This is a genomic window from Rahnella sp. BIGb0603 (assembly GCF_024808755.1).
Taxonomy (GTDB): Bacteria; Pseudomonadota; Gammaproteobacteria; order Enterobacterales; family Enterobacteriaceae; genus Rahnella; species Rahnella contaminans.
Window position 1 is genome coordinate 985623 of sequence record NZ_JANUEX010000001.1, and the last position, 24427, is coordinate 1010049.

Sequence of the window (24427 nt, forward strand, 5' to 3'; positions counted from 1 at the left end):
CGCCAGGTTAAGGAAATCTCGTGAAACACGAGTCAGACGGGTTTCAGCAAGTCGTTAACTGAGTATATGGGGATGAATGTCCGACATTCAACGATAAGAATGTGCGAAAAAAAAATGGGGGACAAAATCCCCCATTTCGTGGCTAACTCTCTGGATAGATTGGCTAATTATTCGCCAGATGCTTGTTGTGCTTCTGGTTTGCCATAAATCATCAGAGGTTCTGACTGGCCCGCAATCACGGATTCATCAATAACCACTTTCTCGACATCTTCAAGAGATGGCAGATCATACATCGTATCCAGCAATGCGGCTTCAACGATTGAACGCAGACCACGGGCACCGGTTTTACGGACCATGGCTTTTTTCGCAATCGCGACCAGCGCTTCATCGCGGAATTCCAGTTCAACGCCTTCCAGATTGAACAATGCCTGATATTGCTTAGTCAGGGCATTTTTCGGCTCTTTCAGAATTTGAATCAGAGCTTCTTCATTCAGTTCGCTCAGTGTTGCAACGACAGGCAGACGACCAATGAACTCAGGGATCAGACCAAATTTGATCAAATCTTCTGGTTCAGCCTGCGCCAGCAACTGACCTTCTGTTGCCTTCTGCTCTTTGCCTTTCACTTCTGCACCAAAACCGATACCGGTGTTGGTATTGATACGCTGACCAATCACTTTATCCAGGCCGGCAAACGCGCCACCACAGATAAACAGGATTTTAGAAGTATCAACTTGCAGGAATTCCTGCTGAGGGTGTTTGCGTCCGCCTTGCGGAGGTACGGCAGCGACAGTCCCTTCAATCAGTTTCAAAAGCGCCTGCTGAACACCTTCACCGGACACGTCACGTGTGATCGATGGGTTGTCAGACTTGCGGGAAATCTTGTCGATTTCATCAATATAAACAATACCGCGTTGCGCTTTCTGAACGTCGTAATCACATTTCTGCAGTAGTTTCTGAATGATGTTTTCGACGTCTTCACCCACATAACCGGCTTCGGTCAACGTGGTGGCATCGGCCATCGTGAATGGCACATCCAGGAAACGCGCCAGGGTTTCAGCCAGAAGCGTTTTACCGCTACCTGTCGGCCCGATCAGCAAAATGTTGCTCTTGCCTAATTCGATACCGTTGCTGGTATCGCCATTACGCAGGCGCTTGTAGTGGTTGTAAACTGCCACTGCCAGCACTTTCTTCGCAGGCTCCTGACCGATAACATAATCGTCAAGATGCTGACGAATTTCATGCGGTGTCGGTAATGCGCTGCGTTCACGATGTGGCGCGACTTCTTTGATCTCTTCGCGAATAATGTCGTTACATAAGTCGACACACTCATCGCAGATATACACTGACGGCCCGGCAATCAGCTTACGAACTTCATGCTGGCTTTTGCCGCAAAAAGAGCAGTACAGCAGCTTTCCTGAACCGTCTTTGCGCTTATCTGTCATCAGTAAACCTCTTCTTTAATATCAGTCCCGCAGCGTAACAAACACCACGGCACGACCCTATTACACAACAGCCGCATGATTGGCTGATGTCTGTTCGTTCCCGTTATCACTCAAAGTGAGCAACGTTTGTTTAATTGGCAAACGCTGCCCCTGAGACATCCGTATGAGTATAACTATAGACCATCAGCCCGGCAGAACTAAGCCGTCAGGCGCGATGGGTAAATACGGAATCGACTAACCCGTACTCTACAGCCTCGTTCGCAGACAGGAAACGATCTCGTTCAGTGTCACGCTCTATTTCTTCAAGAGTTTTGCCCGTATGTTTCGCCATCAGCTCATTCATGCGGGATTTCACTTTCAGAATTTCTTTCGCGTGGATTTCGATATCTGTGGCCTGCCCCTGGAAACCACCCAACGGCTGGTGAATCATCACACGGGAGTTTGGCAGGCAGAAACGCTTGCCTTCAGCACCGGCAGTTAACAGGAACGCCCCCATTGAACACGCCTGGCCCATACAAATGGTGCTGACGTCCGGCTTGATAAATTGCATGGTGTCGTAAATCGACATCCCCGCAGTGATCACGCCACCCGGTGAGTTGATATAAAGGTAAATGTCTTTTTCCGGGCTTTCTGCTTCCAGGAACAGCATCTGGGCAACAATCAGGTTAGCCATATGGTCTTCAACCTGCCCCGTCAGGAAGATGATTCGTTCCTTAAGCAGACGGGAGAAGATGTCGTATGAACGCTCGCCCCGTGAAGTTTGCTCAACCACCATGGGTACCAACGCCATGTTTGGTGCAAATTGCTCTCTTTCACCACTGTATGACATAACCGTCTCCTAATAGATTCTGTTTGGCGCTATTTAAAACCGATTCTACTTGAGATAGGCACACATGACTATGCTCAAGCGGCCAAGTCGCCATTTACACGTCTGACGGTCGTTATCAGTCAGATTTTAACTGCAAATTTACCTGGGTTCGTCATTATTAATTGGGGGATTTACGCCCTTTTTTCAAGCCTGACGGAAAATTTCTTTTCTCTTTCACCCCGACCGGGTGGATGAAAGGCCATATTGGTGAAATGGAATGAACAGGTCTACGTGAGCTGTGCCTTATATTGATAAATATAGTGCAAAAACAACAGCCAAAAACAAAAATATCTCATTTTCAGGAAATAAAAAGCCCGCAGTAAAAACTGCGGGCTTCAGTGTCGAACCTGTAAACAGGCTCAGCAACATGCAATCAGATTATGCAGGTTGAGTCTGGTTCATCAGCTCAGTAAAGGTGGTGGCTTTTTCAGTCACTTTCGCTTTAGACAACAGAGTTTCGACCGCTTGTTCTTCCAGCGCGACGTTACGCATGTTGTTCATCAGCTCTTTATTTTTGCTGTAGAACTCAACCACTTCCTGTGGATCTTCATACGCAGAAGCCATTTCTTCGATCAACGCTTTAACGCGATCTTCGTCAGCTTTCAGTTCGTGCTGGCTGATCACTTCGCCCAACAGCAGACCGACAACAACGCGACGTTTAGCTTGCTCTTCGAACAACTCACGTGGCAGTTCCAGCGCTTGTTTTTCGTTGCCGCCGAAACGTTGTGCAGCCTGACGACGCAGAACGTCTACTTCGCCGTCGATCAGTGCAGCAGGCACGTCGATCTCGTTAGCGCTGACCAGACCGTCGATTGCCTGAGTTTTGATGCGGTTACGAACAGCACCTTTCAGTTCGCGTTCCATGTTTTTACGCACTTCTGCACGCAGACCTTCAACAGAACCATCAGCCACGCCGAAACGTTTGATGAATTCTGGCGTCAGTTCTGGCAGTTCACGTTCTTCAACTTTCTTCAGGGTAATCGCGAATTTAGCCGCTTTACCTTTCAGGTTTTCTGCGTGGTAATCTTCAGGGAAGTTTACGTCGATGGTGAATTCTTCACCGGCTTTGTGACCCACCAGACCGTCTTCGAAGCCTGGGATCATGCGGCCCTGGCCCATAGCCAGTACGAAATCAGAGGCTTTGCCGCCTTCGAATTCTTCACCGTCGATAGAACCGGAGAAATCAACGGTAACGCGGTCTTCAGCAGTGGCTGCAGCGTCAGTTTCTTTCCAGTCAGCTTGTTGCTTGCGCAGAGTTTCCAGCATGGTATCAACATCAGCATCGTTAACTTCAACAACAGGTTTTTCAACTTCGATGTTTTCCAGATCTTTCAGCTCAACTTCCGGGTACACTTCAAATTCTACGGAGAAATTGAAGTCTTCACCCTGCTTGTACTCACCCGGGATATAGTTAGGTGCGCCAGCTGGATTGATTTTTTCTTTGATGATCGCATCAACGAAGTTGCGTTGCATCAGATCACCCAGTACGTCCTGACGTACTGACGCGCCATAACGCTGTTCGATGATGTGGCTTGGTACTTTGCCTTTACGGAAGCCGTCAATACGTACTTTTTTAGAGACGTTGATCAGTTCACTGCTCACTGCTTTTTCAATGCTTTCAGCAGGAACAGTAATCGTTACGCGGCGCCCAAGGCCTTGAGTGGTTTCAACAGAAACTTGCATCTTGTTACCTCAAAAAAAAATCACAGTGCTCGGTCAACTCCAGAAGTCGTTCTCAAGATGAGAAGCACAATCGCGCGAACTTACCTTGAAAACGACTTCTAAGAACCGGGACAGTTCTGTTATCAGAACGTAGCCCTGTATTCGAGAGCGTCCGAAACCATTCCGGAAAAATTAGACGCGACATTATAGCGACGCATGCGCACTGAGTCGAGGACGGTATCTCTACGCGCGGGAGGGAAACTCACACGGGACTCGATCCTTCGAAAAATGCGGTCGATGCAAAGGCGTAAACCACCTTGTCGTCTGCCTGTCAGAGGAAAAACAAAAACGGCCCGCGGGCCGTTTCTTGAAATTCGCCTCTACTAATACCGCATCTGATAAGGAAAGTTCCAGTTTTACCGTATCAAATGCTGATATTTGTGCCTTTTGTGAATCAGATCCTCACTATCAGGCCATTGTTCCCGCACCGCGGCAAGGCGGTGATGCGGGAACGGTGTCCTGTAAGCCTTCCCACTCTTTTTGCGTGTAAGTATGGAGAGCCAGTGCGTGCACGCTGCCCGCCAGTTCTTCGGTTAAACGCCCGTAAATGGCACGATGACGTGCTAAAAAGCGTTCGCCGACGAATTTATCGGACACCATCACGACTTTGAAATGGCTTTCTGAGCCTGCCGGTACATTATGACGATAGCTTTCGTCAGTCACTTCCAGGAACGCAGGGTCGAATGCCTCAGCTAATTTTGCTTCTATTTGCTCACGAATCATAGCAATCTCCTCACACCGCATCTGCAGAGAACCGCGCCTGTCTGGTACACCTATCTACTTAAAACTCTCTACATTTAAATAATAGGCTGCTTTACAGCTCTACGTTAATCACATTAAAAAATTTATGCAGTTGATTGATAAAAATGGCGCTCAGTCTGTCAAAGAAATCGCGGCTTCGCTACGCCGGAGTCGGTGATACTGCATACTTGCTGAAAAAAAACGCTAAATATCCGTTTTTACAGATTGACGGGACTTCCACCCGCAAATGGCGATGTTATGATGTCGGCAAATTTTTGAGCATTACTCCTTTATTAATATTGAGAAAACACACATGTTAAAAAAAATCATTTTCCCTGTGCTGGCACTGTTCATGCTGGCCGGATGCGCAACCAGCACTAACACGCTGGATGTGTCCCCGAAAATTGTTCTGCCTTCACAAGACCCAACACTTCAGGGCATCACGATCAGCATCAACGGTGCTGACCAGCGCCAGGATCAGGCTCTGGCCAAAGTTAACCGTGACGGCCAGCTGATTTCCCTCACGCCTTCACGCGATCTGCGTTTCCTGTTGCAGGAATCTCTGGAAAAACAAATGACCGCACGCGGTTACATGGTCGGTGCTGACGGCGCAGTTGATCTCCAGATTGTCGTCAATAATCTGTATGCGGATGTTCAGGAAGGTAACCTGCGCTACAACATCACCACCAAAGCAGATATTTCTATCATCGCTACAGCGAAAAATGGCAGCAAGCAGGTGAAAAATTACCGCTCAACGTACAACGTTCAGGGTGCGCTTTCCGCCACCAACGCCAAAATCACCAACGCGGTTAACACCACGCTGGGTGATGTCATCAGCGACATGGCCTCCGACACCAGCATCAGCGACTTCATCAAGGCTAACGCCCGATAAGCTCCGGCTGAAATCTGTGTGACCTATTCTGCCCGGCCAGTCCGGGCAGAATGCTTTTCAGAACAAGCATTCCTTCCTTTATTCTCCCCGCTTCCTTTATTATGCCCCTGCGTCACTCTCTCACCGGTTCGCAGGAACACATTTTCATGATCAGTCAGTACTTTAAGATTTTCACGCAACGCAATACCGTCATTTTACTGCTTCTGGGCTTTGCTTCCGGTTTACCGCTGGCGCTCACGTCCGGCACATTGCAGGCGTGGATGACCGTCGAAAATGTCGATCTGAAAACTATTGGGATTTTCTCGCTGGTCGGCCAGGCTTACGTGTTCAAATTCCTGTGGTCGCCGATGATGGACCGCTATACCCCGTCATTTCTCGGACGCCGCCGCGGCTGGCTGATCCTGACGCAATTGCTGCTGGTCGCGGCGATTTTCGCCATGGGCTTTATGGATCCCGGTAAAGATTTGTTCTGGCTGGCTGCGCTGGCAGTGCTGATTGCTTTCGCATCGGCTTCGCAAGACATCGTATTCGATGCGTATAAAACGGATTTACTGCCACCTGAAGAACGCGGAAACGGTGCCGCAGTTTCCGTGCTGGGCTATCGTCTGGCAATGCTGGTTTCCGGCGGGCTGGCGTTATGGCTTGCAGACCGATATCTCGGCTGGCAGCACATGTACTGGCTGATGGCGGTGCTGATGCTGATGGGCGTTTTCGCCACACTGATATCGCCGGAACCGCAAAATTCTCAGCCTGCACCGCGCACGATTGAAATGGCCGTTGTGGCACCTCTGAAAGACTTCTTTGGCCGCAATAACGCCTGGCTGATTTTACTTCTCATCGTGATGTACAAAATGGGCGACGCGTTTGCGGGCAGCCTGAGCACGACATTCTTAATCCGTGGTGTCGGGTTTGACGCAGGGGAAGTCGGGCTGGTGAACAAAACGCTCGGTCTGATGGCCACGATTATTGGCGCGCTTTTTGGCGGGATGCTGATGCAGCGTCTGAGCCTGTTCCGCGCGCTGATGCTGTTTGGTATTTTACAGGCAGTTTCAAATGCGGGTTACTGGCTTCTCGCCATTACCGATAAAGATCTATATACCATGGGCGCGGCAATTTTCTTCGAAAACCTGTGCGGCGGGATGGGAACAGCGGCGTTTGTGGCCCTGCTGATGACGCTTTGCAACCGTTCGTTCTCCGCAACCCAGTTCGCCCTGCTCTCTGCACTTTCTGCGGTGGGCCGTGTCTATGTGGGTCCGATTGCCGGCTGGTTCGTGGAGGCTTACGGCTGGCCGTGGTTCTATCTTTTCTCGATTGTTGCCGGTGTTCCGGGGTTGCTGTTATTAGCGGTTTGCCGCCAGACGCTCGAATACACTCAAAAAACGGACACTTTCCTGCCGCGCATTCACTTCGCCAAACCTTACAGCTGGGCGTTACGCTGCATGCTGGGCGGGAGTTTGCTGCTGGTGGTGTGGCTGGTGACGCTGATTGTGAACAGTTTAGGCTGGGCGTCGTGGCACGGGTTTACCGGATTTTTGCTGGAGGCGGGCGTTTTCGTTTGTCTTATCGGTATTATTTTAGGCAGTTTGCTCGATTTTCTCTCACTGCGCAGGACTGCACGTTCCTGATTTACCGCCATTCATTATCAAAATGAATGGCGCGTTTCATTTAACAAATGATCTATAAATATCACCCAATAAATTAAATTCAGGAAAAATTATATTTGTTGGGATAATTTTTCTCCGGTTCTTTTTGTGTGTTTTATTTCACTTGGTTTCTACATTAATTTAACATTAATTAAACCTATTGCCGGGATTATGGACGGCCATAAATATTTGAAAATGTATCACCCCTTGTTTTTCATCACTATAGAAAAAAATCTATACGCAACATATTGTTGCCCACTGTAAATTGTCACGATCCGTGACATGTGTGACTGCGTTAACATAAAGTGTCAACAGCGCTTTGACACTTGTTTAAGCGTGTTTACAGTCCTGCAACCTTCCCGTAAAATGCCCGCACACCTGAAGCGACAATAGAGCCCTAGTTATTGAGGTCGTTAGATGAGACTTAAGAAATACAATAAAAGTATTGGGATGTTGTCCTTATTTGCCTCCGCGTTAATGTTGAGCGGTTGCAATACGGCATTGATGGATCCCAAGGGAGCAATTGGACTTGAGCAGAGAACGCTGATTTTAACAGCGATTGGTTTAATGCTGATCGTCGTTATACCAGTTATTATCATGGCGTTTGCCTTTGCGTGGAAGTATCGTGCTTCCAACACAAAAGCAAAATACAGTCCTGATTGGTCCCACTCCAACAAAATTGAAGCCGTCGTCTGGACAGTTCCAATTATAATCATTGCCATTCTGGCAACGATTACCTGGAAAACCACCCACTCGCTTGATCCGTTCAAGCCTATCGTGACTGACGAAAAACCGATGACGGTTGAAGTCGTTTCTCTGGACTGGAAATGGTTGTTCATTTATCCGGAACAGGGCATCGCTACCGTTAACGAGCTCGTCATTCCTAAAGATGTGCCGGTTCAGTTCAAAGTCACTTCTGACTCTGTGATGAACTCGTTCTTTATTCCTCAGTTAGGCGGGCAGATTTATGCGATGGCCGGTATGCAGACTCAGTTGCACTTGATTGCAAATGAGGCGGGTACCTATAAGGGCATCTCAGCAAGCTTCAGCGGCCGCGGCTTCTCTGGCATGAAGTTCAACACAATTGCGACTCCAACCCGTGCCGATTTCGACACCTGGGTAGCAAAAGTGAAAAGCGCACCGAACCAGCTGGCAACCACTGATGACTTCAACAAACTGGCTGCACAGAGTATCGACAACCCGGTCGAATACTTCTCTGTAGCAAAACCTGGTTTGTTCAAAGAAATCATTGGCAAATACTCCATGCATGACATGAAGGCAGCGCCAGAAGGTCATACCATGCCAATGCCAGCCGGCAGTGACATGAAAGGCATGGATATGGGTGGACAGTCTCACGCAGCCGGAGCCGAGGAATAAACGATGTTCGGAAAATTAACGCTTGATTCGGTTCCGTATCATGAACCGATTATCATGGTCACAGTTGCCGCGATTATCATTGGTGGCCTGGCAGTTCTTGCCGGCATCACCTATTTCGGTAAGTGGAAGTATCTGTGGACCGAGTGGCTGACGTCTGTCGACCACAAAAAATTAGGTATCATGTACATCATTCTGGCCTTCGTCATGCTGCTGCGTGGCTTTGCCGATGCGATCATGATGCGTAGCCAGCAGGTTCTTGCTTCTGCAGGTGAACCGGGCTTCCTGCCGCCTCATCACTATGACCAAATCTTTACCGCGCACGGCGTTATCATGATCTTCTTCATGGCGATGCCTTTCGTAATCGGTCTGATGAACGTGGTGGTTCCTTTGCAAATCGGTGCGCGCGACGTTGCGTTCCCGTTCCTGAACAACGTGAGCTTCTGGTTCACCGCCGCGGCTGTTGTGCTTATCAACATCTCTCTGGGTGTTGGCGAGTTCGCACAGACCGGCTGGCTGGCTTATCCGCCACTGTCAGGTAAGGAATACAGTCCGGGGGTCGGGGTAGATTACTGGATCTGGAGTCTCCAGATATCCGGTGTCGGGACCTTGCTGACCGGTGTTAACTTCTTTGCGACCATCCTGAAGATGCGCGCACCAGGCATGCCGCTGATGAAAATGCCGGTATTTACCTGGGCCGCACTGTGCACCAACGTGTTGATTATCGTGTCCTTCCCGATTCTGACCGTGACTGTTGCACTGCTGACATTAGACCGTTATCTGGGCACCCATTTCTTCACGAATGATATGGGCGGCAACATGATGATGTACATCAACCTGATTTGGGCCTGGGGCCATCCGGAAGTGTACATTTTGGTTCTGCCAGTATTTGGTGTGTTCTCGGAAGTTACTGCAACTTTCTCCAAAAAACGTCTGTTCGGTTACACCTCGCTGGTATGGGCAACCATCGCCATCACCGTGTTGTCGTTCATCGTTTGGCTGCACCACTTCTTTACCATGGGTTCAGGCGCCAACGTCAATGCCTTCTTCGGCATCATGACGATGATCATTTCTATCCCGACTGGGGTAAAAATCTTCAACTGGCTGTTCACCATGTATCAGGGCCGTATCACGCTTAACGCGGCGATGCTTTGGACCGTTGGCTTCATCATCACCTTCTCTGTTGGTGGTATGACTGGCGTTCTGCTGGCGGTTCCGGGTGCTGACTTCGTGCTGCACAACAGTCTGTTCCTGATTGCCCACTTCCATAACGTTATCATCGGTGGTGTGGTCTTCGGTTGCTTCGCTGGTCTGACTTACTGGTTCCCTAAATCCTTCGGCTTCACGCTGAACGAAAAATGGGGTGTGCGTTCATTCTGGTTCTGGATCATCGGTTTCTTCGTCGCGTTCATGCCTCTGTATGCACTGGGCTTCATGGGGATGACCCGTCGCGTCAGCCAGAATATCGATCCTGAGTTCCACCCGCTGCTGGTTGTTGCGGCATGTGGTGCTGCACTGATTGCTATCGGTATCCTCTGCCAGCTGATCATGATCTTCGTCTCTGTTCGCGACCGCGACCAGAACCGTGATCTGACCGGTGACCCGTGGGGCGCACGTACTCTGGAGTGGTCAACCTCTTCTCCTCCTCCGTTCTACAACTTCGCTATCGTGCCGCAAATTCACGACCGTGATGAGTTCTGGGACATGAAAGAGAAAGGTACCGCTTACAAGCAGCCTGCTAAATATGAACCGATTCATATGCCACGTAACAGCGGCGCCGGTTTCATCATCGCTATGCTGAGCCTGGTTTGTGGTTTCGCATTAATCTGGGATATCTGGTGGCTGGCAGCAGTGAGCTTCATTGCCCTGGCTGCGACCTGGATTGCGAAAAGCTTCGACGAAGATGTTGATTACTACGTGCCAGTTGAAGAAGTGGAACGTATTGAAAACCAGCATTTTGAACAAATCCGTAAAGCAGGTGTGAAACATGGCAACTGATACTCTGACTCACCACGATGAAGCCCATGCTGAGCATGGGCACCACGACGCAGGTGCAACCAAAGTCTTCGGCTTCTGGATCTACCTGATGAGTGACTGCATCTTGTTTGCGAGCCTGTTCGCAACGTATGCAGTACTGGTAAACGGGACCGCTGGCGGTCCCACTGGTAAAGACATTTTTGAACTGCCGTTCGTGCTGGTAGAAACCTTCTGCCTGCTGTTCAGTAGTATCACTTACGGCTTTGCAATGCTTGCCATGAACAAGGGTAACAAAGCAGGCGTTAACGGCTGGTTGTTCCTGACATTCCTGTTCGGTTTAGGCTTCATCGGGATGGAACTCTATGAATTCCATCACCTGATTGCTGAAGGCTATGGCCCGCAGCGCAGTGGTTTCTTGTCTGGCTTCTTTGCACTGGTCGCCACCCACGGTCTGCACGTGACCTGTGGCCTGATTTGGATCCTGACCATGATGGTTCAGGTTTCACGTCGCGGTCTGACTGAAGTTAACAAAACCCGTCTGATGTGTCTGAGCCTGTTCTGGCACTTCCTGGACGTAGTATGGATCTGCGTGTTTACCGTTGTTTATCTGATGGGAGCGATGTAATGAGTCATTCTGCTACTTCCCATGGTGGCGCAAGCCACGGCAGCCTGAAGTCATATGCGATTGGCTTCATCTTGTCGGTTATCCTGACGGTGATCCCGTTTGCCATGGTCATGACCGACACGGCATCACATTCACTGATCCTGGGTACCGTGGTTGCGTCCGCAATCATCCAGATCGTTGTCCATCTGGTGTTCTTCCTGCACATGAATACGTCGTCGGAAGAGCGCTGGAACCTGGTGGCACTTCTGTTCACCGCTGTGATTATCTTTATCGTCGTTGTGGGCTCATTGTGGATTATGTATAACCTCAACCTCAATATGATGGTCAGTTAAAGAGCCGAGCTGCACGTGATGATTAAGCAATACCTGCAAGTAACGAAACCAGGAATTATTTTCGGCAACTTAATTTCTGTCATCGGGGGATTCCTCCTTGCTGCCAAAGGCAGCATCGACTTCCCACTCTTTCTCGCCACTTTGGTGGGTGTTTCGCTGGTTGTCGCATCGGGTTGTGTATTTAACAACTTTATCGACCGCGACATCGACCGGATCATGGAAAGAACGAAGAACCGGGTCCTGGTGAAAGGGCTTATTCCGCCGAAAACAAGCCTGGTTTACGCGACCATTCTGGGTATTGCGGGCTTTGCGTTGTTGTATATCGGAGCAAATCCGCTGGCGATGTGGCTGGCAGTGATGGGCTTTGTGGTTTATGTCGGCGTTTACAGCCTGTACATGAAACGCAACTCGGTATACGGCACGTTGATCGGCAGCTTGTCTGGCGCAGCGCCACCGGTTATCGGTTACTGCGCCGTTTCAGGCCAGTTCGATACCGGTGCCCTGATCCTGCTTCTGATCTTCAGCCTGTGGCAGATGCCGCATTCGTACGCGATTGCCATCTTCCGCTTCAAAGATTATCAGGCAGCAGGCATCCCGGTACTGCCAGTGGTGAAAGGCATCTCTGTCGCCAAGCATCATATTATCGTCTACATTCTGGCGTTTATGATTGCGACGCTGATGCTGACCCTGAGCGGTTACGCAGGGTATAAATACCTGGTCGTTGCCGCCGCTGTCAGTATCTGGTGGCTGGGCATGGCACTGAAGGGTTACAAAACGGAAAACGACGTGGTGTGGGCGAGAAAACTGTTTGGTTTCTCCATCATCACTATCATGTCGCTGAGCTTCATGATGTCCGTGGATTTTAATTCTGCGCCAACATCGTTGCTGACCTACGTTTGGTAACACACAATTTCAGTGTAACGCTCTGAAATCATAGCGAAAGGCCAGTAGCAATACTGGCCTTTTCTTTTGCTTTGAGCATCAGGCAAATCCCGTAATATCTGCTAAAGATCCATCGTTTTACCCAGGCCGGCTTAATCATTAAAATGTCGGATTGTTATTTTGAGGTAGTAATGTGAACGATAACCAGATGACCCCGCAGGAAAGTCGGGCTACATGGGGACTAGGGACAGTATTTTCTTTGCGCATGCTTGGCATGTTCATGGTTCTGCCAGTACTGACCACTTATGGCATGAAACTCTCCGGCGCCAGCGAAGCACTGATCGGCATCGCCATAGGCATTTACGGACTGGCACAGGCCGTTTTCCAGATCCCGTTTGGACTGCTTTCTGACCGCGTGGGCCGCAAACCCCTGATCGTCTTTGGTCTGGTCATCTTCTGCATCGGCAGCATTGTGGCTGCTTCAACCGAATCTATCTGGGGCGTGATCATTGGTCGTGCCCTGCAAGGCTCCGGCGCGATTGCCGCCGCCGTCATGGCCCTGCTGTCTGACCTGACCCGCGAACAGAACCGCACCAAAGCAATGGCGTTTATCGGCATCAGCTTCGGCATTACCTTTGCAATTGCGATGGTCCTCGGCCCGATTATTACGCACGCCTGGGGCTTACACGCCCTGTTCTGGGCCATCGCAGTACTGACTATTCTCGGCATCATTATTACCGTTGCCGTGGTGCCCTCCCCTGCCACGCACATTCTTAATCGTGAATCGAGCATGGTGAAAGGCAGCTTCGGTAAAGTGCTGAGCAACGCCAAATTGCTGAAACTCAATTTCGGAATTTTGTGTCTGCATATCCTGCTGATGTCGAGTTTTGTGGTGTTACCGCAAGTGATGGAACACGCAGGTTTCCCGCCAAGCGAACACTGGCGCGTTTACCTGATCACCATGCTTACGTCTTTCGTTGCCGTCATTCCGGTCATTATCTACGCCGAGAAAAAACGCCACATGAAACAGGTATTCATGGGTTGTGTCGCAGTACTGTTGCTGGCGGAAATCGTGCTGTGGTCGGCGGGTCTGCATTTATGGGCCGTGATTGCCGGTATCCAGCTGTTCTTCCTGGCGTTTAACGTCATGGAAGCTATTCTGCCCTCGCTTATCAGCAAAGAATCTCCGGCAGGATACAAAGGCACCGCGATGGGCTTGTATTCCACCAGCCAGTTTATCGGCGTGGCGATCGGCGGCAGCTTAGGCGGTTACGTATACGGAAACTCAGGTGCTGGCGCAGTGTTCCTGGTTTGCGCAGCGATCGCCATTGTCTGGTTGCTGGTCAGTTCTACTATGACCGAACCGCCGTACGTCAGCAGCCTGCGCATTACGCTGTCTGAACTGGCGGTAAAAGATTCCGCCCTTCAGGCGCGCATTCTGGCCCAGCCGGGCGTGGCAGAAGCGGTAGTCGTACCGGAAGAATTCAGTGCTTACGTGAAGGTCGATACCAAACAGACCAACCGCCAGGCTCTCGAACAACTGGTCAGCGCTGCCTGACGCCCTCTGACGTTAATAAATGCTGTGCCTGCAAACTGGCACAGCGTTTCAATTTTATCCCCACCGCGTGACTCTCCTCACTTAAAAAAACCCAGTAATCATTATCCTCAAGAATTCCTTAACAAAATTTTGTCAGTGATGACGGCTTTCGGGCCTATTGAGGATCTCATGAAAACATATGCTCTCGTTGGCACCGGTGGTCGCTCAGGTTTGTACATTGAAGCGATCACCGGCAAATACCGCCACAACGCAAAATTTGTGGCCTTCTGCGATACAAACCAGACGCGAATGGATTATGCAAACCGCCAGCTTGAGCAGAGTGGCATCGCCCGTGTATCAACATGGAAAGCTGCCGATTTCTCTGCAATGCTCGACGAAACTAAACCGGACATCGTGATTGTCACCAGCATGGATCGCACCCACGACGACTACATCGTCCGCGCCCTGCACGCCGGTTGTGACGTCATCACTGAAAAGCCAATGACCATTGATGAACAGCGCGCGCTGCGCATTCTGGATGCTGTCGATGCCACGGGCTATCAGGTTCGCGTCGCGTTCAATTACCGCTACGCCCCGCATCACAGCAAAATACGTGAACTGCTGATGCAGGAAACCATCGGCGAAGTGCTTTCTGTGCACTTTGAATGGCTGCTCAATACCGAACACGGCGCAGATTATTTCCGTCGCTGGCACCGTGAAAAACGCAATTCCGGCGGCCTGCTGGTGCATAAATCCACCCACCACTTCGACCTGATGAACTTCTGGCTGAACAGCACACCGGAAAAAGTGTATGCCCAGGGTGATTTGCGTTTTTATGGAAAAGAGAATGCCGAGAAGCGCGGCGTGACTCAATTTTATCCGCGTGCACATGGCTATCCGCAGGCGCAGAACGATCCGTTTGCTCTGCACATGGAAGATAATGCGCAGCTCAAAGCGCTGTACCTGGATGCCGAGCATGAGGATAACTATTTCCGCGACCAGAGCGTATTCAGCGACGGCATTAATATTGAAGATACGCTATCGGTGCTGGTGAAATACCACAACAAAGTGCAGCTGACTTATTCGCTGAATGCGTATCTGCCGTGGGAAGGACTGAACGTGGTGTTCAACGGCACCAAAGGCCGCATTGAAATGAAAATCGTCGAAATGTCTTACGTGAATGCCGGTGGTAAACGTGAGAATGAAGGCAGTATCGAAACAGCAGAAATCACGGTTTACCCGTTATTTGCACAACCGTGGAAAGCCCAATTCCAGCTGGGAGAAGGCGGTCATGGCGGCGGCGATAATGCCATGCTGGAAGACCTGTTCGGCGAGCGCAAAGATGATCCGTTAAAACGCGCGGCCGATCATCGGGCCGGAGCGATGTCGATCCTGACCGGGGTCGCCGGAAATCTTTCAATGCAGCACGATAAACCGATCTACTTTAAAGACTTCGAACTGGTGAAAAGGCTACGCCAGCCGAAGTGACCACCATAAAAAAGGGACGCACAGCGCCCCTTTAATATTCCCGCCAGTCAACGCATCTGCAGCGCGAAGGTCGAAGGCTATTAGTCGCGGAAGTTTTTAAACTGGAAGGGCTGGCCTAAATCGCCGTTACGGATTAACGCCATCACGGCCTGCAAATCATCACGCGCTTTGCCGGTGACGCGAACTTCGTCGCCCTGTACCTGCGCCTGCACTTTGATTTTACTGTCTTTGATCAGCTTGACGATTTTCTTCGCCAGCGCGGATTCAATCCCAGAATGCAGTTTAGCTTCAACGCTGTACGTTTTACCGCTGTGATCCATCTGCTCAGGAATTTCCAGTGCCCCGCCTTCAATGCCGCGTTTAGCTAACTTCTCACGCAGAATATCAACCAGCTGATTGACCTGAAAATCAGATTCACTGGCCACTTTGATACTCTCGTTTTTCTCGTTGAGATCGAAGCTGGCCGGAATATTGCGGAAATCCCAGCGGGTTTGCAGTTCACGGCTGGCATTTTCCACGGCGTTGCGCACTTCCTGCATGTCGATTTCGGAAACAATGTCAAAAGACGGCATAATCGCTTCTCCCTGTAGTTTTTGTATTGCACGTTATATGGCGTGCATAATACCGCCTTCAACCGTCGATGCCAAACAACAGCAAACCACCGAACATAAAATGCTCCAATGGTCAAAAAGTACAGGTGGAAATGTGATGTACAGCACAAATGTCTATACTAATAAGATAACCGGACAGCAGAATATTCTTTCTACAACCGGCTTTAACGGCGGTTTTCGCCGCATTCCCGGGGAGGCACAATGAAAATAACAGTTCTTGGTTGTGGTGCGCTGGGGCAACTTTGGCTTTCAGCACTTTATCAGCAAGGCCACGACGTTCAGGGCTGGATACGTATTCCGCAGCCATTTTGTGCCGTCAACGTGATTTCCCCCGAAGGCATCGCCTTTAACCGTAACCTGCCCACCAACGATCCTGAGCATCTGGCGCAAAGCGAATTACTGCTCGTAACCCTCAAAGCCTGGCAGGTTTCCGGAGCCGTCAGTGCGCTGATGCCGATGCTGAACGATAATTGCGCGATATTACTGCTGCACAACGGCATGGGAACCGTCGATGAATTGCCGCCAAACCGGCTGGCGATTTTGCAGGGCGCAACCACGCACGCGGCGCGTCACGAAGGCAATGCCATTCTCCACGTTGCCACTGGTGCCACACATATCGGGCCAGTTTCGCCACGCGCTGCGGCGCTGAGTTCGCTGGCAGATGTGCTGCATCACGCACTGCCGGACGTCGCGTGGCACGACAACATCAAGCCGTCGCTGTGGAATAAACTGGCGGTGAACTGCGTGATTAATCCTCTGACCGCCACCTACGAATGTACCAACGGGGATTTGCTGGCGTATGCCGACCAGATTGAACAAATCTGTCAGGAAGTCGCGCAGGTCATGGCGATTGAAGGCGTGGAAATTCACAGTGAATCGCTGCTGAGCTTTATTTATCAGGTGATTGATTCCACCGCCGCCAATCACTCTTCCATGTTGCAGGATATCCGCAACCAGCGTCACACTGAGATTGATTACATTACTGGCTATCTGCTGCGTCGCGGACGCAAATACGGACTCAACCTGCCGGTTAATACCCGATTATTTGAACAAATTAAAAGAAAGGAAAACGACTATGAGCGCATCGGTACTGGTCTGCCTGGCACCTGGTAGCGAGGAAATTGAAGCCGTCACCGTGATTGATTTGCTGGTTCGCGCCGGTATTCACGTCACCACCGCCAGCGTCGCGGGGGATGGCAATCTTGAAATCCGCTGTTCACGCGGTGTGCGTATTCTGGCAGACGCCGCGCTGGTGGATGTCGCCGATGACGACCACGACGTCGTTGTTCTGCCCGGCGGCCTTGGCGGCGCGACCTGTTTTAGCGAAAGCCCGCTGTTGGTGGAGAAAGTCCGTCAGATGCACGTCAGCGGTAAAATCGTGGCGGCGATCTGCGCCGCACCCGCGCTGGTGCTGGAATATCACGATTTATTCCCTGTCGGTAACATGACCGGTTTTCCGGGCCTGAAAGACAAAATCGATCCGAACAAATGGTCCGATCGCCGGGTGATTTTCGATCCGCGCGTAAACCTGCTCACCAGCCAGGGGCCGGGAACGTCCATGGAGTTCGCACTTAAAATTATCGACCTGCTTCTGGGCAAAACCAAAGCCGCAGAAATTGCCGCACAACTGGTTCTGGCGCCAGGTATTTATAACTACACCGACGAAGGCGCACGCGAATCCTAATCCGGATGCTGCAAAGCAAAAGGGGCTCAGCATGGCTGAACCCCTTTATTTTGGCTAACGCTTAATGACTATGGGCGATAGACTTTTACATTATCAAAGCCCTGTTCTTTCAGATACAGCGCCTGCAAACGGCTCATTACGCCACGGTCACAATACAACAGATAGGTTTTGGTCTGGTCGAGATCGCCAAACTGAGTCGCAAGTTTGTAGAACGCCAGAGGTTTAACCTCAACGTTTTCCAGTGTCAGCGGCTGCGCGTCGGCTTCATCCGGCGCACGGACATCCAGCACGATATCGGTTGACGTAAATTCAGCGACCGTTTCAATTTCCGGCACGACCTCTGCGGCTTGCGCTGCAATTTCGCGGATATCGACATTTCGCGCTTCGCTGACGACTTTATCCAGCACGCTGAAATCGAACATCGCTTCTTCGGCTTCGATTTTCGCTTTCACGGCTTTCACGGTCGGGCTTTTGGAAATCACGCCACAATATTCAGGCATAGTTTTCGCAAAATCTTCCGTGCCGATTTCACGGGCAATCTTGATGATGTGTTCTTTATCGTGGGAAATCAGCGGACGCAGGATAAGCGTGTCAGACACGTTGTCGATCAGGCGTAAGTTGGTCAGTGTCTGGCTGGACACCTGACCGAGCGCTTCACCAGTGACCAGCGCCTGAACGCCGTAGCGCTCGGCAATGGAAGAGGCGGCACGAATCATCATACGTTTCAGGACAACGCCCATCTGACCGTCTTCGACTTTTTCGAGGATTTCACCCACCACCGGTTCGAAATCGACAGAGATGAAACGCACGCGGTGTGAGCTGCCAAAACGGTTCCACAGATAATGTGCTACCTGTTTCACGCCGATTTCATGCGCCGCGCCGCCCAGATTGAAGAAGCAATAATGCACACGACAGCCGCGACGCATCAGCATATAACTGGACACGCCGGAATCGAAACCGCCGGAAATCAGCGAAAGCACATCTTCCTGCGTGCCAATCGGGTAACCGCCCTGACCTTCGAGCCGGCTTTTCACCAACACCAGCTGATCGTCGTTGATTTCGAGTTTCACCGTCACTTGCGGATCTTTCAGGCTGACCTTCGCAGATTCGACGTGCTGATTCAGGCCGCCGCCGATGTAGCGTTCCGCTTCGGTTGAAGAAAAATCATGTTTACCGCGACGCTTAACGCGTACGCAGAACGTTTTTCCTTCTACTTCAGCACGATAGGCTTCCAGCGTTTGTTCGAAAATATGGTGAAGATCCGTGTAAGGACGGTCTTCCACTTCTTCAACATAACGGATACCTGGAATACGGCAGAGTAATTCCTGAATCAGATCGTGTTTGCTTTCGTCTTTGCTGCGAACTTCGATATGATCCCAATGGCGGACTACTGCCAGCGTCTCATCATGCGGCCGCACAACGTTGCGGATGCTGCTTGAGAGGATCTTAATGAAGCGCAAACGCACAGATTGGCTCTTGATGGTGATTTCAGGGAACAATTTAATGATAAACTTCATGGCAGTCTTTTGTTAGCGGGTGAAAAAACGGGGTAGTAAGTCGCTGAATAAGGATCTAGGATCCTATTATTGCTAAGCCAGATGTATGTTATGTGCCACATTGGGCTTAGCAATAATATCTGCGGCGCAGAGTATATCACTTAAAATGCGTACTCTGTGCACAAAACCCGACAGCAGATGTCATGCTGAACAGGAATGTCTCTCGAGGCTGAAAACCGGCTCTGCGGCTCAGACCTCTGATCATCAATTCTGATCAACGATATCAAAAGAGAATTATGCCAAAAAAATCTGCACCACCTGCCAATTTTGAAACGGCCCTGGCCGAACTGGAACAGATCGTTTCCCGCCTTGAGTCTGGCGAGCTGCCTCTGGAAGATGCGCTGAACGAATTTGAACAAGGCGTCCAGCTGGCACGTCAGGGGCAGCAAAAGCTGCAACAGGCAGAACAGCGTGTTCAGATCCTGCTCGACAGCGACAACGATGCTCCGCTGACTCCGTTCACCCCGGAAGCAGAGTAACTGGTCATGTCTGAAGCGATCTCCTTATCTTCTTCTGACAGCTTTACTGGCGAACTTCGTGCCATGCAAAAGCGTGTCGATGGCGTTCTGACGGCCTACGTCAGCGCACAACCTTTGGCGGATTTACCGCTGGTGGACGCGATGCGTTACGGTTCGCTGCTGGGCGGTAAACGCCTGCGCCCGTATCTGGTTTACGCCAGCGGACAACTGTTCAACCTTGATTTGAAGAATCTGGATGCGCCAGCCGCCGCCGTGGAATGTATTCACGCGTATTCGCTGATCCACGATGATTTACCTGCGATGGACGACGACGATTTGCGCCGTGGCCAGCCGACCTGCCACATTAAATTTGGCGAAGCCAATGCTGTTCTTGCCGGTGACGCACTACAGACACTGGCATTTTCGATTCTCGCCGATGGTGATATGCCGGACGTGGCCGTGAAAGACCGCCTGTCGATGATTTCCGAACTGGCCAGCGCCAGCGGAGCCAGCGGCATGTGTGGCGGTCAGGCACTGGATTTAGCCGCAGAAGGCCAGCAGGTGGGTCTTGAAGCGTTAGAAAAAATCCACCGCCATAAAACCGGTGCGCTGATCCGCGCCGCCGTGCGCATGGGTGCGCTGGCTGCCGGTGAAACCGGCCGTGCCGTTTTGCCTATACTGGATAACTACGCACAAGCTATCGGCTTAGCTTTTCAGGTTCAGGACGATATTCTGGATGTGATTGGCGACACCGCTACGCTCGGCAAACGTCAGGGCGCTGATCAGCAGCTCGGGAAGAGTACCTACCCGGCCCTGCTGGGGCTGGACGGCGCAAAAGCCAAAGCGATGGTTCTGTATCAGGAAGCCGTTTCCGCACTGGATCAGCTGGCTGCACTTTCTTACAACACAGCGCCACTTCTCGCGTTAGCCAGCTTTATCATTGAACGCGATAATTAAACTTACTATGAGCAACTGATGAGTCTTGAATTAGCCAAATACCCGACACTGGCGCTGGCGGAGAATCCCGAAGATCTCCGCTCACTCCCTAAAGAGAGTCTGCCCAAGCTCTGTGACGAACTGCGTCAATATTTATTGGCCAGCGTCAGCCAGTCCAGCGGACACTTTGCGTCCGGTCTGGGAACGGTAGAACTGACCGTTGCGATGCACTATGTCTACAACACGCCATTCGACCACGTTGTCTGGGATGTCGGCCATCAGGCCTATCCGCACAAGATTCTGACCGGCCGTCGCGAACGCATTTCCACCATCCGCCAGAAAGGCGGGCTGCATCCGTTCCCCTGGCGCGGCGAAAGCGAATATGACACGTTGTCCGTGGGCCACTCCTCGACATCTATCAGTGCGGGTCTCGGCATGGCCGTTGCCGCCGAGCGTGAAGGCAAAGGCCGGCGCACCGTTTGCGTGATTGGCGATGGCGCAATCACCGCCGGGATGGCTTTCGAGGCGATGAACCATGCGGGCGATATCAAACCCGACATGCTGGTTATCCTCAACGACAACGAAATGTCGATTTCCGAAAACGTCGGTGCGCTGAACAATCATCTGGCGCAACTTTTGTCCGGAAAACTTTACTCGCACCTGCGTGAAGGCGGTAAAAAAGTGTTGTCCGGTCTGCCACCGATTAGAGAACTGGTGCGCCGTACCGAAGAACATCTGAAAGGCATGATGGTGCCGGGTACCTTGTTTGAAGAGCTGGGCTTTAACTATATCGGGCCGGTTGACGGGCACGATGTCGTTGCGCTGGCGCAAACGCTGAAAAACATGCGCGAGCTGAAAGGCCCGCAATTGCTGCACATCATGACTAAAAAAGGCAAAGGTTACGCACCAGCGGAAAAGGATCCAATCAGTTTCCACGCAGTGCCGAAATTCGATCCGGCTTCCGGCACGCTGCCAAAAAGCAAAGAAGGTCTGCCAACTTACTCGAAAATTTTCGGTGACTGGTTGTGCGAGACCGCAGCCAAAGACAGCAAACTGATGGCGGTTACGCCTGCGATGCGTGAAGGCTCCGGCATGGTGCGCTTCTCGCGTGAATATCCGCAGCAGTATTTCGATGTGGCGATAGCCGAGCAGCACGCGGTGACGTTCGCCGCCGGTCTGGCTATTGGCGGCTACAAGCCGATTGTCGCGATTTACTCGACGTTCCTGCAACGCGCGTACGATCAGGTGATCCACGATGTGGCGATCCAGAATCTGCCCGTGCTGTTTGCCATTGACCGTGGCGGCATCGTCGGGGCAGATGGTCAGACGCATCAGGGGGCTTTCGACCTGTCTTTCCTGCGCTGCATTCCGAACATGACCATCATGACGCCAAGCGATGAAAACGAATGTCGCCAGATGCTGCATACCGGTTATCACCATAACAGCGGCCCGGTTGCCGTGCGTTATCCGCGCGGCAACGGCACGGGCGCAACCTGTGAACCGCTGGCGTCGCTGCCAATTGGCAAAGGCGTTGTGCGTCGTGAAGGCGAGAAAGTTGCCATCCTGAACTTCGGTACTTTACTGCCGGACGCGCTGGCAGCGGCTGAAAAACGTAATGCCACCGTCGTGGATATGCGTTTTGTGAAACCGCTGGATGAGGCTCTGATTCAGGAACTGGCGGCCAGCCATGAAGTGCTGGTGACGCTGGAAGAAAACGCCATTATGGGTGGTGCGGGCAGCGGCGTGAATGAGTTGCTGATGTCCAAACGCATTCTGGTGCCGGTGCTCAATATCGGCCTGGCGGACAACTTTGTTCCGCAAGGCACACAGGACGAAATCCGTCACGATCTGGGGCTGGACGCTGAAGGCATCGACCGTCAGATCACCGACTGGCTGGCCTAGCCTTTTCCCCTCTTTCAGCCTGAAAGAGGGGATTTTCCTTTCTAACTTTTTCCCCCGTCACCCAATCCTGGCGTTCAGTAAGCTACAGTTATAGCGTGCTAATCATTTTCACGACTTTCTGATTTCAATTCATCCTGACCAGGAGATGTCATGCAATACACTATTCTCGGAAAAACCGGCCTGAACGTCTCACGCCTGTGCCTTGGCTGTATGACGTTCGGTGAACCGGATCGCGGAACCCACGCATGGACACTGCCCGAAGAAAGCAGCCGCCCGATCATTAAACAGGCTCTTGAGGCGGGAATAAATTTCTTTGATACCGCCAACAGCTATTCCGACGGCAGCAGCGAAGAAATCGTCGGCCGCGCGCTGAAGGACTTTGCAAAGCGTGATGAGATTGTCGTGGCGACCAAGGTTTACAACGCCGTCACCGGTCTGAAGCCGGGGCTGTCACGCGCTTCGATTATGCAATCCATTGATGACAGCCTGCGCCGTCTCGGCATGGAGTATGTCGATCTGCTGCAAATCCACCGCTGGGATTACGAAACGCCCATTGAAGAAACGCTGGAAGCGCTGAATGACGTCGTCAAAGCCGGTAAGGCACGTTTTATCGGCGCATCTTCCATGCACGCCCATCAGTTTAAACAGGCGCTGGATGTCTCGGCACAAAACGGCTGGGCGAGCTTTGTATCGATGCAGGATCAATACAATCTTATCCAGCGTGAAGAAGAAAATGAAATGTATCCGCTGTGCCTGGAAAGGAATATTGCGGTGCTGCCATGGAGTCCGCTGGCACGCGGCAAACTGACCCGTCCGTGGGGAGAAACCACGGCGCGTTCTGTTTCCGATAATTTTGCCAAAACGCTATATGACGCCACCGATGAGGCCGACGGTAAAATTGCTGAACGCGTGGGTAAAATCGCTGAAGATCACGGGGTGGCGCGTGCGCAGATCGCGCTGGCGTGGATCCTGAGTAAGCGCGTCGTGACCGCACCGATTATCGGTGCATCCCGCCCTGCGCATCTGACGGATGCTATTGGCGCGCTAGACGTTACGTTGTCAGCAGAAGAAATTGCAGAGCTGGAAATGGCGTATGTACCGCACGAGGCCACTGGTTTTAAATAATCACAGCGGCTGATACGTGGTTGAAAGGTAAAAAGGCGCTGCGCGAAACCGGCAGCGCCTTTGACATCACGTCACAGCAAATCAGTTCAGAACAACGGCCAGTGATGTCCCACCAGATAGATAATTGCGGCAGCCAGAACACCGGCGACCACATCATCGATCATGATCCCCATCCCGCCCTGAACGTTGCGATCAAACCAGCGGATCGGCCACGGTTTCCAGATATCCAGCACGCGGAAAACGATAAATCCGATCAGCACCCAGCGCCAGTCGTTTACCGGGATCGCCATCAGCGTGATCCACATGCCAACAAACTCATCCCACACGATACTGCCGTGGTCATGAACCCGCATGTCACGCGCAGTCTGGCGACACAAATATACGCCGATACAGATACTGAACATGACGATCATGGAATATACCTGCCACGGCAGATATGTCATGACAATCCAGAATGGGATCGCGGCGATGGAGCCTGCGGTGCCCGGTCCGACAGGGAATAATCCGCTGCCAAAACCGGTTGCCAGTAAGTGCCACGGATTACGCAGGTTCAGACGCTTTTTCGCGGCCGCCATGTCCTGCACCGGATCACCGGTTTTTCCTTTGTACCCTGCCGGGCGTTTTTTACGGCT

General features: G+C 51.5%; 22 protein-coding genes. 15 read left to right on the plus strand and 7 right to left on the minus strand.

The window, feature by feature from the left end; genetic code table 11:
• Positions 1-167: 167 nt before the first annotated feature.
• The 4 genes from clpX to bolA all read right to left on the minus strand — a co-directional run bounded on the left by clpX (position 168) and on the right by bolA (position 4755).
• The gene (clpX, locus tag M2403_RS04710; protein WP_112287508.1) at positions 168-1442 is read right to left on the minus strand and encodes an ATP-dependent protease ATP-binding subunit ClpX; all 1275 of its coding nucleotides are present in this window, start codon (positions 1440-1442) and stop codon (positions 168-170) included.
• Between the two features lie 205 nt (positions 1443-1647).
• The gene (gene clpP, locus M2403_RS04715) at positions 1648-2271 is read right to left on the minus strand and encodes an ATP-dependent Clp endopeptidase proteolytic subunit ClpP (protein ID WP_152327874.1); all 624 of its coding nucleotides are present in this window, start codon (positions 2269-2271) and stop codon (positions 1648-1650) included.
• 417 nt (positions 2272-2688) lie between these two features.
• Positions 2689-3993: a trigger factor gene (tig, locus tag M2403_RS04720; RefSeq protein ID WP_217152431.1), complete on the minus strand. Its 1305-nt coding sequence runs from the start codon at positions 3991-3993 to the stop codon at positions 2689-2691.
• A 447-nt stretch (positions 3994-4440) separates the two neighbouring features.
• The gene (gene bolA / locus M2403_RS04725; RefSeq protein WP_152327873.1) at positions 4441-4755 is read right to left on the minus strand and encodes a transcriptional regulator BolA; all 315 of its coding nucleotides are present in this window, start codon (positions 4753-4755) and stop codon (positions 4441-4443) included.
• 331 nt (positions 4756-5086) lie between these two features.
• On the opposite strand from bolA, the gene M2403_RS04730 reads away from it, so the two are divergent.
• The 9 genes from M2403_RS04730 (at position 5087) to M2403_RS04770 (ending at position 15523) form a co-directional block, all read left to right on the plus strand.
• Positions 5087-5665, plus strand: a complete 579-nt coding sequence (locus tag M2403_RS04730; protein WP_013576643.1) for a lipoprotein — start codon at positions 5087-5089, stop codon at positions 5663-5665.
• Between the two features lie 146 nt (positions 5666-5811).
• Positions 5812-7290, plus strand: coding sequence for a muropeptide MFS transporter AmpG (gene ampG, locus M2403_RS04735; protein WP_152327872.1), 1479 nt, complete (start codon positions 5812-5814; stop codon positions 7288-7290).
• Positions 7291-7725: 435 nt separating this feature from the next.
• A complete protein-coding gene (gene cyoA, locus M2403_RS04740; protein ID WP_152327871.1) occupies positions 7726-8685 on the plus strand; it encodes a cytochrome o ubiquinol oxidase subunit II in 960 nt (319 codons plus the stop codon).
• Between the two features lie 3 nt (positions 8686-8688).
• Positions 8689-10680 carry a cytochrome o ubiquinol oxidase subunit I gene (gene cyoB / locus M2403_RS04745; protein ID WP_152327870.1) on the plus strand — a complete coding sequence of 664 codons (1992 nt, stop codon included), beginning with the start codon at positions 8689-8691 and terminating at the stop codon, positions 10678-10680.
• Complete coding sequence (locus M2403_RS04750) at positions 10670-11284, plus strand: cytochrome o ubiquinol oxidase subunit III (RefSeq protein WP_152327869.1); 615 nt, start codon at positions 10670-10672, stop codon at positions 11282-11284. The genes cyoB and M2403_RS04750 overlap by 11 nt, the downstream gene beginning before the upstream one ends.
• Positions 11284-11616: a cytochrome o ubiquinol oxidase subunit IV gene (locus M2403_RS04755; protein ID WP_013576648.1), complete on the plus strand. Its 333-nt coding sequence runs from the start codon at positions 11284-11286 to the stop codon at positions 11614-11616. The genes M2403_RS04750 and M2403_RS04755 overlap by 1 nt, the downstream gene beginning before the upstream one ends.
• 18 nt (positions 11617-11634) lie before the next feature.
• Positions 11635-12519, plus strand: a complete 885-nt coding sequence (gene cyoE, locus M2403_RS04760; protein ID WP_112287502.1) for a heme o synthase — start codon at positions 11635-11637, stop codon at positions 12517-12519.
• A gap of 172 nt (positions 12520-12691) precedes the next feature.
• Entirely contained in the window at positions 12692-14056 is a 1365-nt protein-coding gene (locus tag M2403_RS04765; protein WP_217153978.1) for an MFS transporter, read from the plus strand.
• Between the two features lie 168 nt (positions 14057-14224).
• The gene (locus tag M2403_RS04770; RefSeq protein ID WP_259228616.1) at positions 14225-15523 is read left to right on the plus strand and encodes a Gfo/Idh/MocA family protein; all 1299 of its coding nucleotides are present in this window, start codon (positions 14225-14227) and stop codon (positions 15521-15523) included.
• Positions 15524-15603: 80 nt separating this feature from the next.
• Here M2403_RS04770 and M2403_RS04775 read toward each other — a convergent pair whose 3' ends face one another.
• Positions 15604-16095: a YajQ family cyclic di-GMP-binding protein gene (locus tag M2403_RS04775; RefSeq protein WP_132965051.1), complete on the minus strand. Its 492-nt coding sequence runs from the start codon at positions 16093-16095 to the stop codon at positions 15604-15606.
• 240 nt (positions 16096-16335) lie between these two features.
• On the opposite strand from M2403_RS04775, the gene panE reads away from it, so the two are divergent.
• Positions 16336-17247, plus strand: a complete 912-nt coding sequence (panE, locus tag M2403_RS04780) for a 2-dehydropantoate 2-reductase (protein ID WP_152327866.1) — start codon at positions 16336-16338, stop codon at positions 17245-17247.
• A complete protein-coding gene (gene yajL / locus M2403_RS04785) occupies positions 17210-17818 on the plus strand; it encodes a protein deglycase YajL (RefSeq protein ID WP_165059296.1) in 609 nt (202 codons plus the stop codon). The genes panE and yajL overlap by 38 nt, the downstream gene beginning before the upstream one ends.
• Before the next feature lie 68 nt (positions 17819-17886).
• Here the strand turns inward: yajL and thiI are convergent, their stop codons facing one another.
• Positions 17887-19335 carry a tRNA uracil 4-sulfurtransferase ThiI gene (thiI, locus tag M2403_RS04790; RefSeq protein ID WP_152327864.1) on the minus strand — a complete coding sequence of 483 codons (1449 nt, stop codon included), beginning with the start codon at positions 19333-19335 and terminating at the stop codon, positions 17887-17889.
• 275 nt (positions 19336-19610) lie between these two features.
• Here thiI and xseB point away from each other — a divergent pair, with 275 nt between their 5' ends.
• The 4 genes from xseB (at position 19611) to M2403_RS04810 (ending at position 23795) form a co-directional block, all read left to right on the plus strand.
• Positions 19611-19853, plus strand: a complete 243-nt coding sequence (xseB, locus tag M2403_RS04795) for an exodeoxyribonuclease VII small subunit (RefSeq protein ID WP_013576657.1) — start codon at positions 19611-19613, stop codon at positions 19851-19853.
• Positions 19854-19859: 6 nt separating this feature from the next.
• A complete protein-coding gene (ispA, locus tag M2403_RS04800; protein ID WP_259228617.1) occupies positions 19860-20789 on the plus strand; it encodes a (2E,6E)-farnesyl diphosphate synthase in 930 nt (309 codons plus the stop codon).
• An 18-nt stretch (positions 20790-20807) separates the two neighbouring features.
• Positions 20808-22670, plus strand: coding sequence for a 1-deoxy-D-xylulose-5-phosphate synthase (dxs, locus tag M2403_RS04805; protein ID WP_165059293.1), 1863 nt, complete (start codon positions 20808-20810; stop codon positions 22668-22670).
• Between the two features lie 150 nt (positions 22671-22820).
• Entirely contained in the window at positions 22821-23795 is a 975-nt protein-coding gene (locus M2403_RS04810; protein WP_259228618.1) for an aldo/keto reductase, read from the plus strand.
• Between the two features lie 86 nt (positions 23796-23881).
• On the opposite strand, the gene pgpA is transcribed toward M2403_RS04810, so the two are convergent.
• A complete protein-coding gene (pgpA, locus tag M2403_RS04815) occupies positions 23882-24370 on the minus strand; it encodes a phosphatidylglycerophosphatase A (RefSeq protein WP_101075798.1) in 489 nt (162 codons plus the stop codon).
• Positions 24371-24427 lie beyond the last annotated feature (57 nt).

Excerpts from the sequence above, each read along its gene's own strand:
- xseB (WP_013576657.1), top strand. The coding sequence starts at position 19,611 with ATGCCAAAAAAATCTGCACCACCTGCCAATTTTGAAACGGCCCTGGCC.
- yajL (WP_165059296.1), top strand. The coding sequence starts at position 17,210 with ATGAGCGCATCGGTACTGGTCTGCCTGGCACCTGGTAGCGAGGAAATT.
- clpP (WP_152327874.1), bottom strand. The coding sequence starts at position 2,271 with ATGTCATACAGTGGTGAAAGAGAGCAATTTGCACCAAACATGGCGTTG.
- clpX (WP_112287508.1), bottom strand. The coding sequence starts at position 1,442 with ATGACAGATAAGCGCAAAGACGGTTCAGGAAAGCTGCTGTACTGCTCT.
- ispA (WP_259228617.1), top strand. The coding sequence starts at position 19,860 with ATGTCTGAAGCGATCTCCTTATCTTCTTCTGACAGCTTTACTGGCGAA.
- M2403_RS04730 (WP_013576643.1), top strand. The coding sequence starts at position 5,087 with ATGTTAAAAAAAATCATTTTCCCTGTGCTGGCACTGTTCATGCTGGCC.
- dxs (WP_165059293.1), top strand. The coding sequence starts at position 20,808 with ATGAGTCTTGAATTAGCCAAATACCCGACACTGGCGCTGGCGGAGAAT.
- ampG (WP_152327872.1), top strand. The coding sequence starts at position 5,812 with ATGATCAGTCAGTACTTTAAGATTTTCACGCAACGCAATACCGTCATT.
- M2403_RS04810 (WP_259228618.1), top strand. The coding sequence starts at position 22,821 with ATGCAATACACTATTCTCGGAAAAACCGGCCTGAACGTCTCACGCCTG.
- M2403_RS04755 (WP_013576648.1), top strand. The coding sequence starts at position 11,284 with ATGAGTCATTCTGCTACTTCCCATGGTGGCGCAAGCCACGGCAGCCTG.
- pgpA (WP_101075798.1), bottom strand. The coding sequence starts at position 24,370 with ATGGCGGCCGCGAAAAAGCGTCTGAACCTGCGTAATCCGTGGCACTTA.
- cyoB (WP_152327870.1), top strand. The coding sequence starts at position 8,689 with ATGTTCGGAAAATTAACGCTTGATTCGGTTCCGTATCATGAACCGATT.
- cyoA (WP_152327871.1), top strand. The coding sequence starts at position 7,726 with ATGAGACTTAAGAAATACAATAAAAGTATTGGGATGTTGTCCTTATTT.
- bolA (WP_152327873.1), bottom strand. The coding sequence starts at position 4,755 with ATGATTCGTGAGCAAATAGAAGCAAAATTAGCTGAGGCATTCGACCCT.
- M2403_RS04770 (WP_259228616.1), top strand. The coding sequence starts at position 14,225 with ATGAAAACATATGCTCTCGTTGGCACCGGTGGTCGCTCAGGTTTGTAC.
- M2403_RS04750 (WP_152327869.1), top strand. The coding sequence starts at position 10,670 with ATGGCAACTGATACTCTGACTCACCACGATGAAGCCCATGCTGAGCAT.
- thiI (WP_152327864.1), bottom strand. The coding sequence starts at position 19,335 with ATGAAGTTTATCATTAAATTGTTCCCTGAAATCACCATCAAGAGCCAA.
- M2403_RS04775 (WP_132965051.1), bottom strand. The coding sequence starts at position 16,095 with ATGCCGTCTTTTGACATTGTTTCCGAAATCGACATGCAGGAAGTGCGC.
- cyoE (WP_112287502.1), top strand. The coding sequence starts at position 11,635 with ATGATTAAGCAATACCTGCAAGTAACGAAACCAGGAATTATTTTCGGC.
- panE (WP_152327866.1), top strand. The coding sequence starts at position 16,336 with ATGAAAATAACAGTTCTTGGTTGTGGTGCGCTGGGGCAACTTTGGCTT.
- tig (WP_217152431.1), bottom strand. The coding sequence starts at position 3,993 with ATGCAAGTTTCTGTTGAAACCACTCAAGGCCTTGGGCGCCGCGTAACG.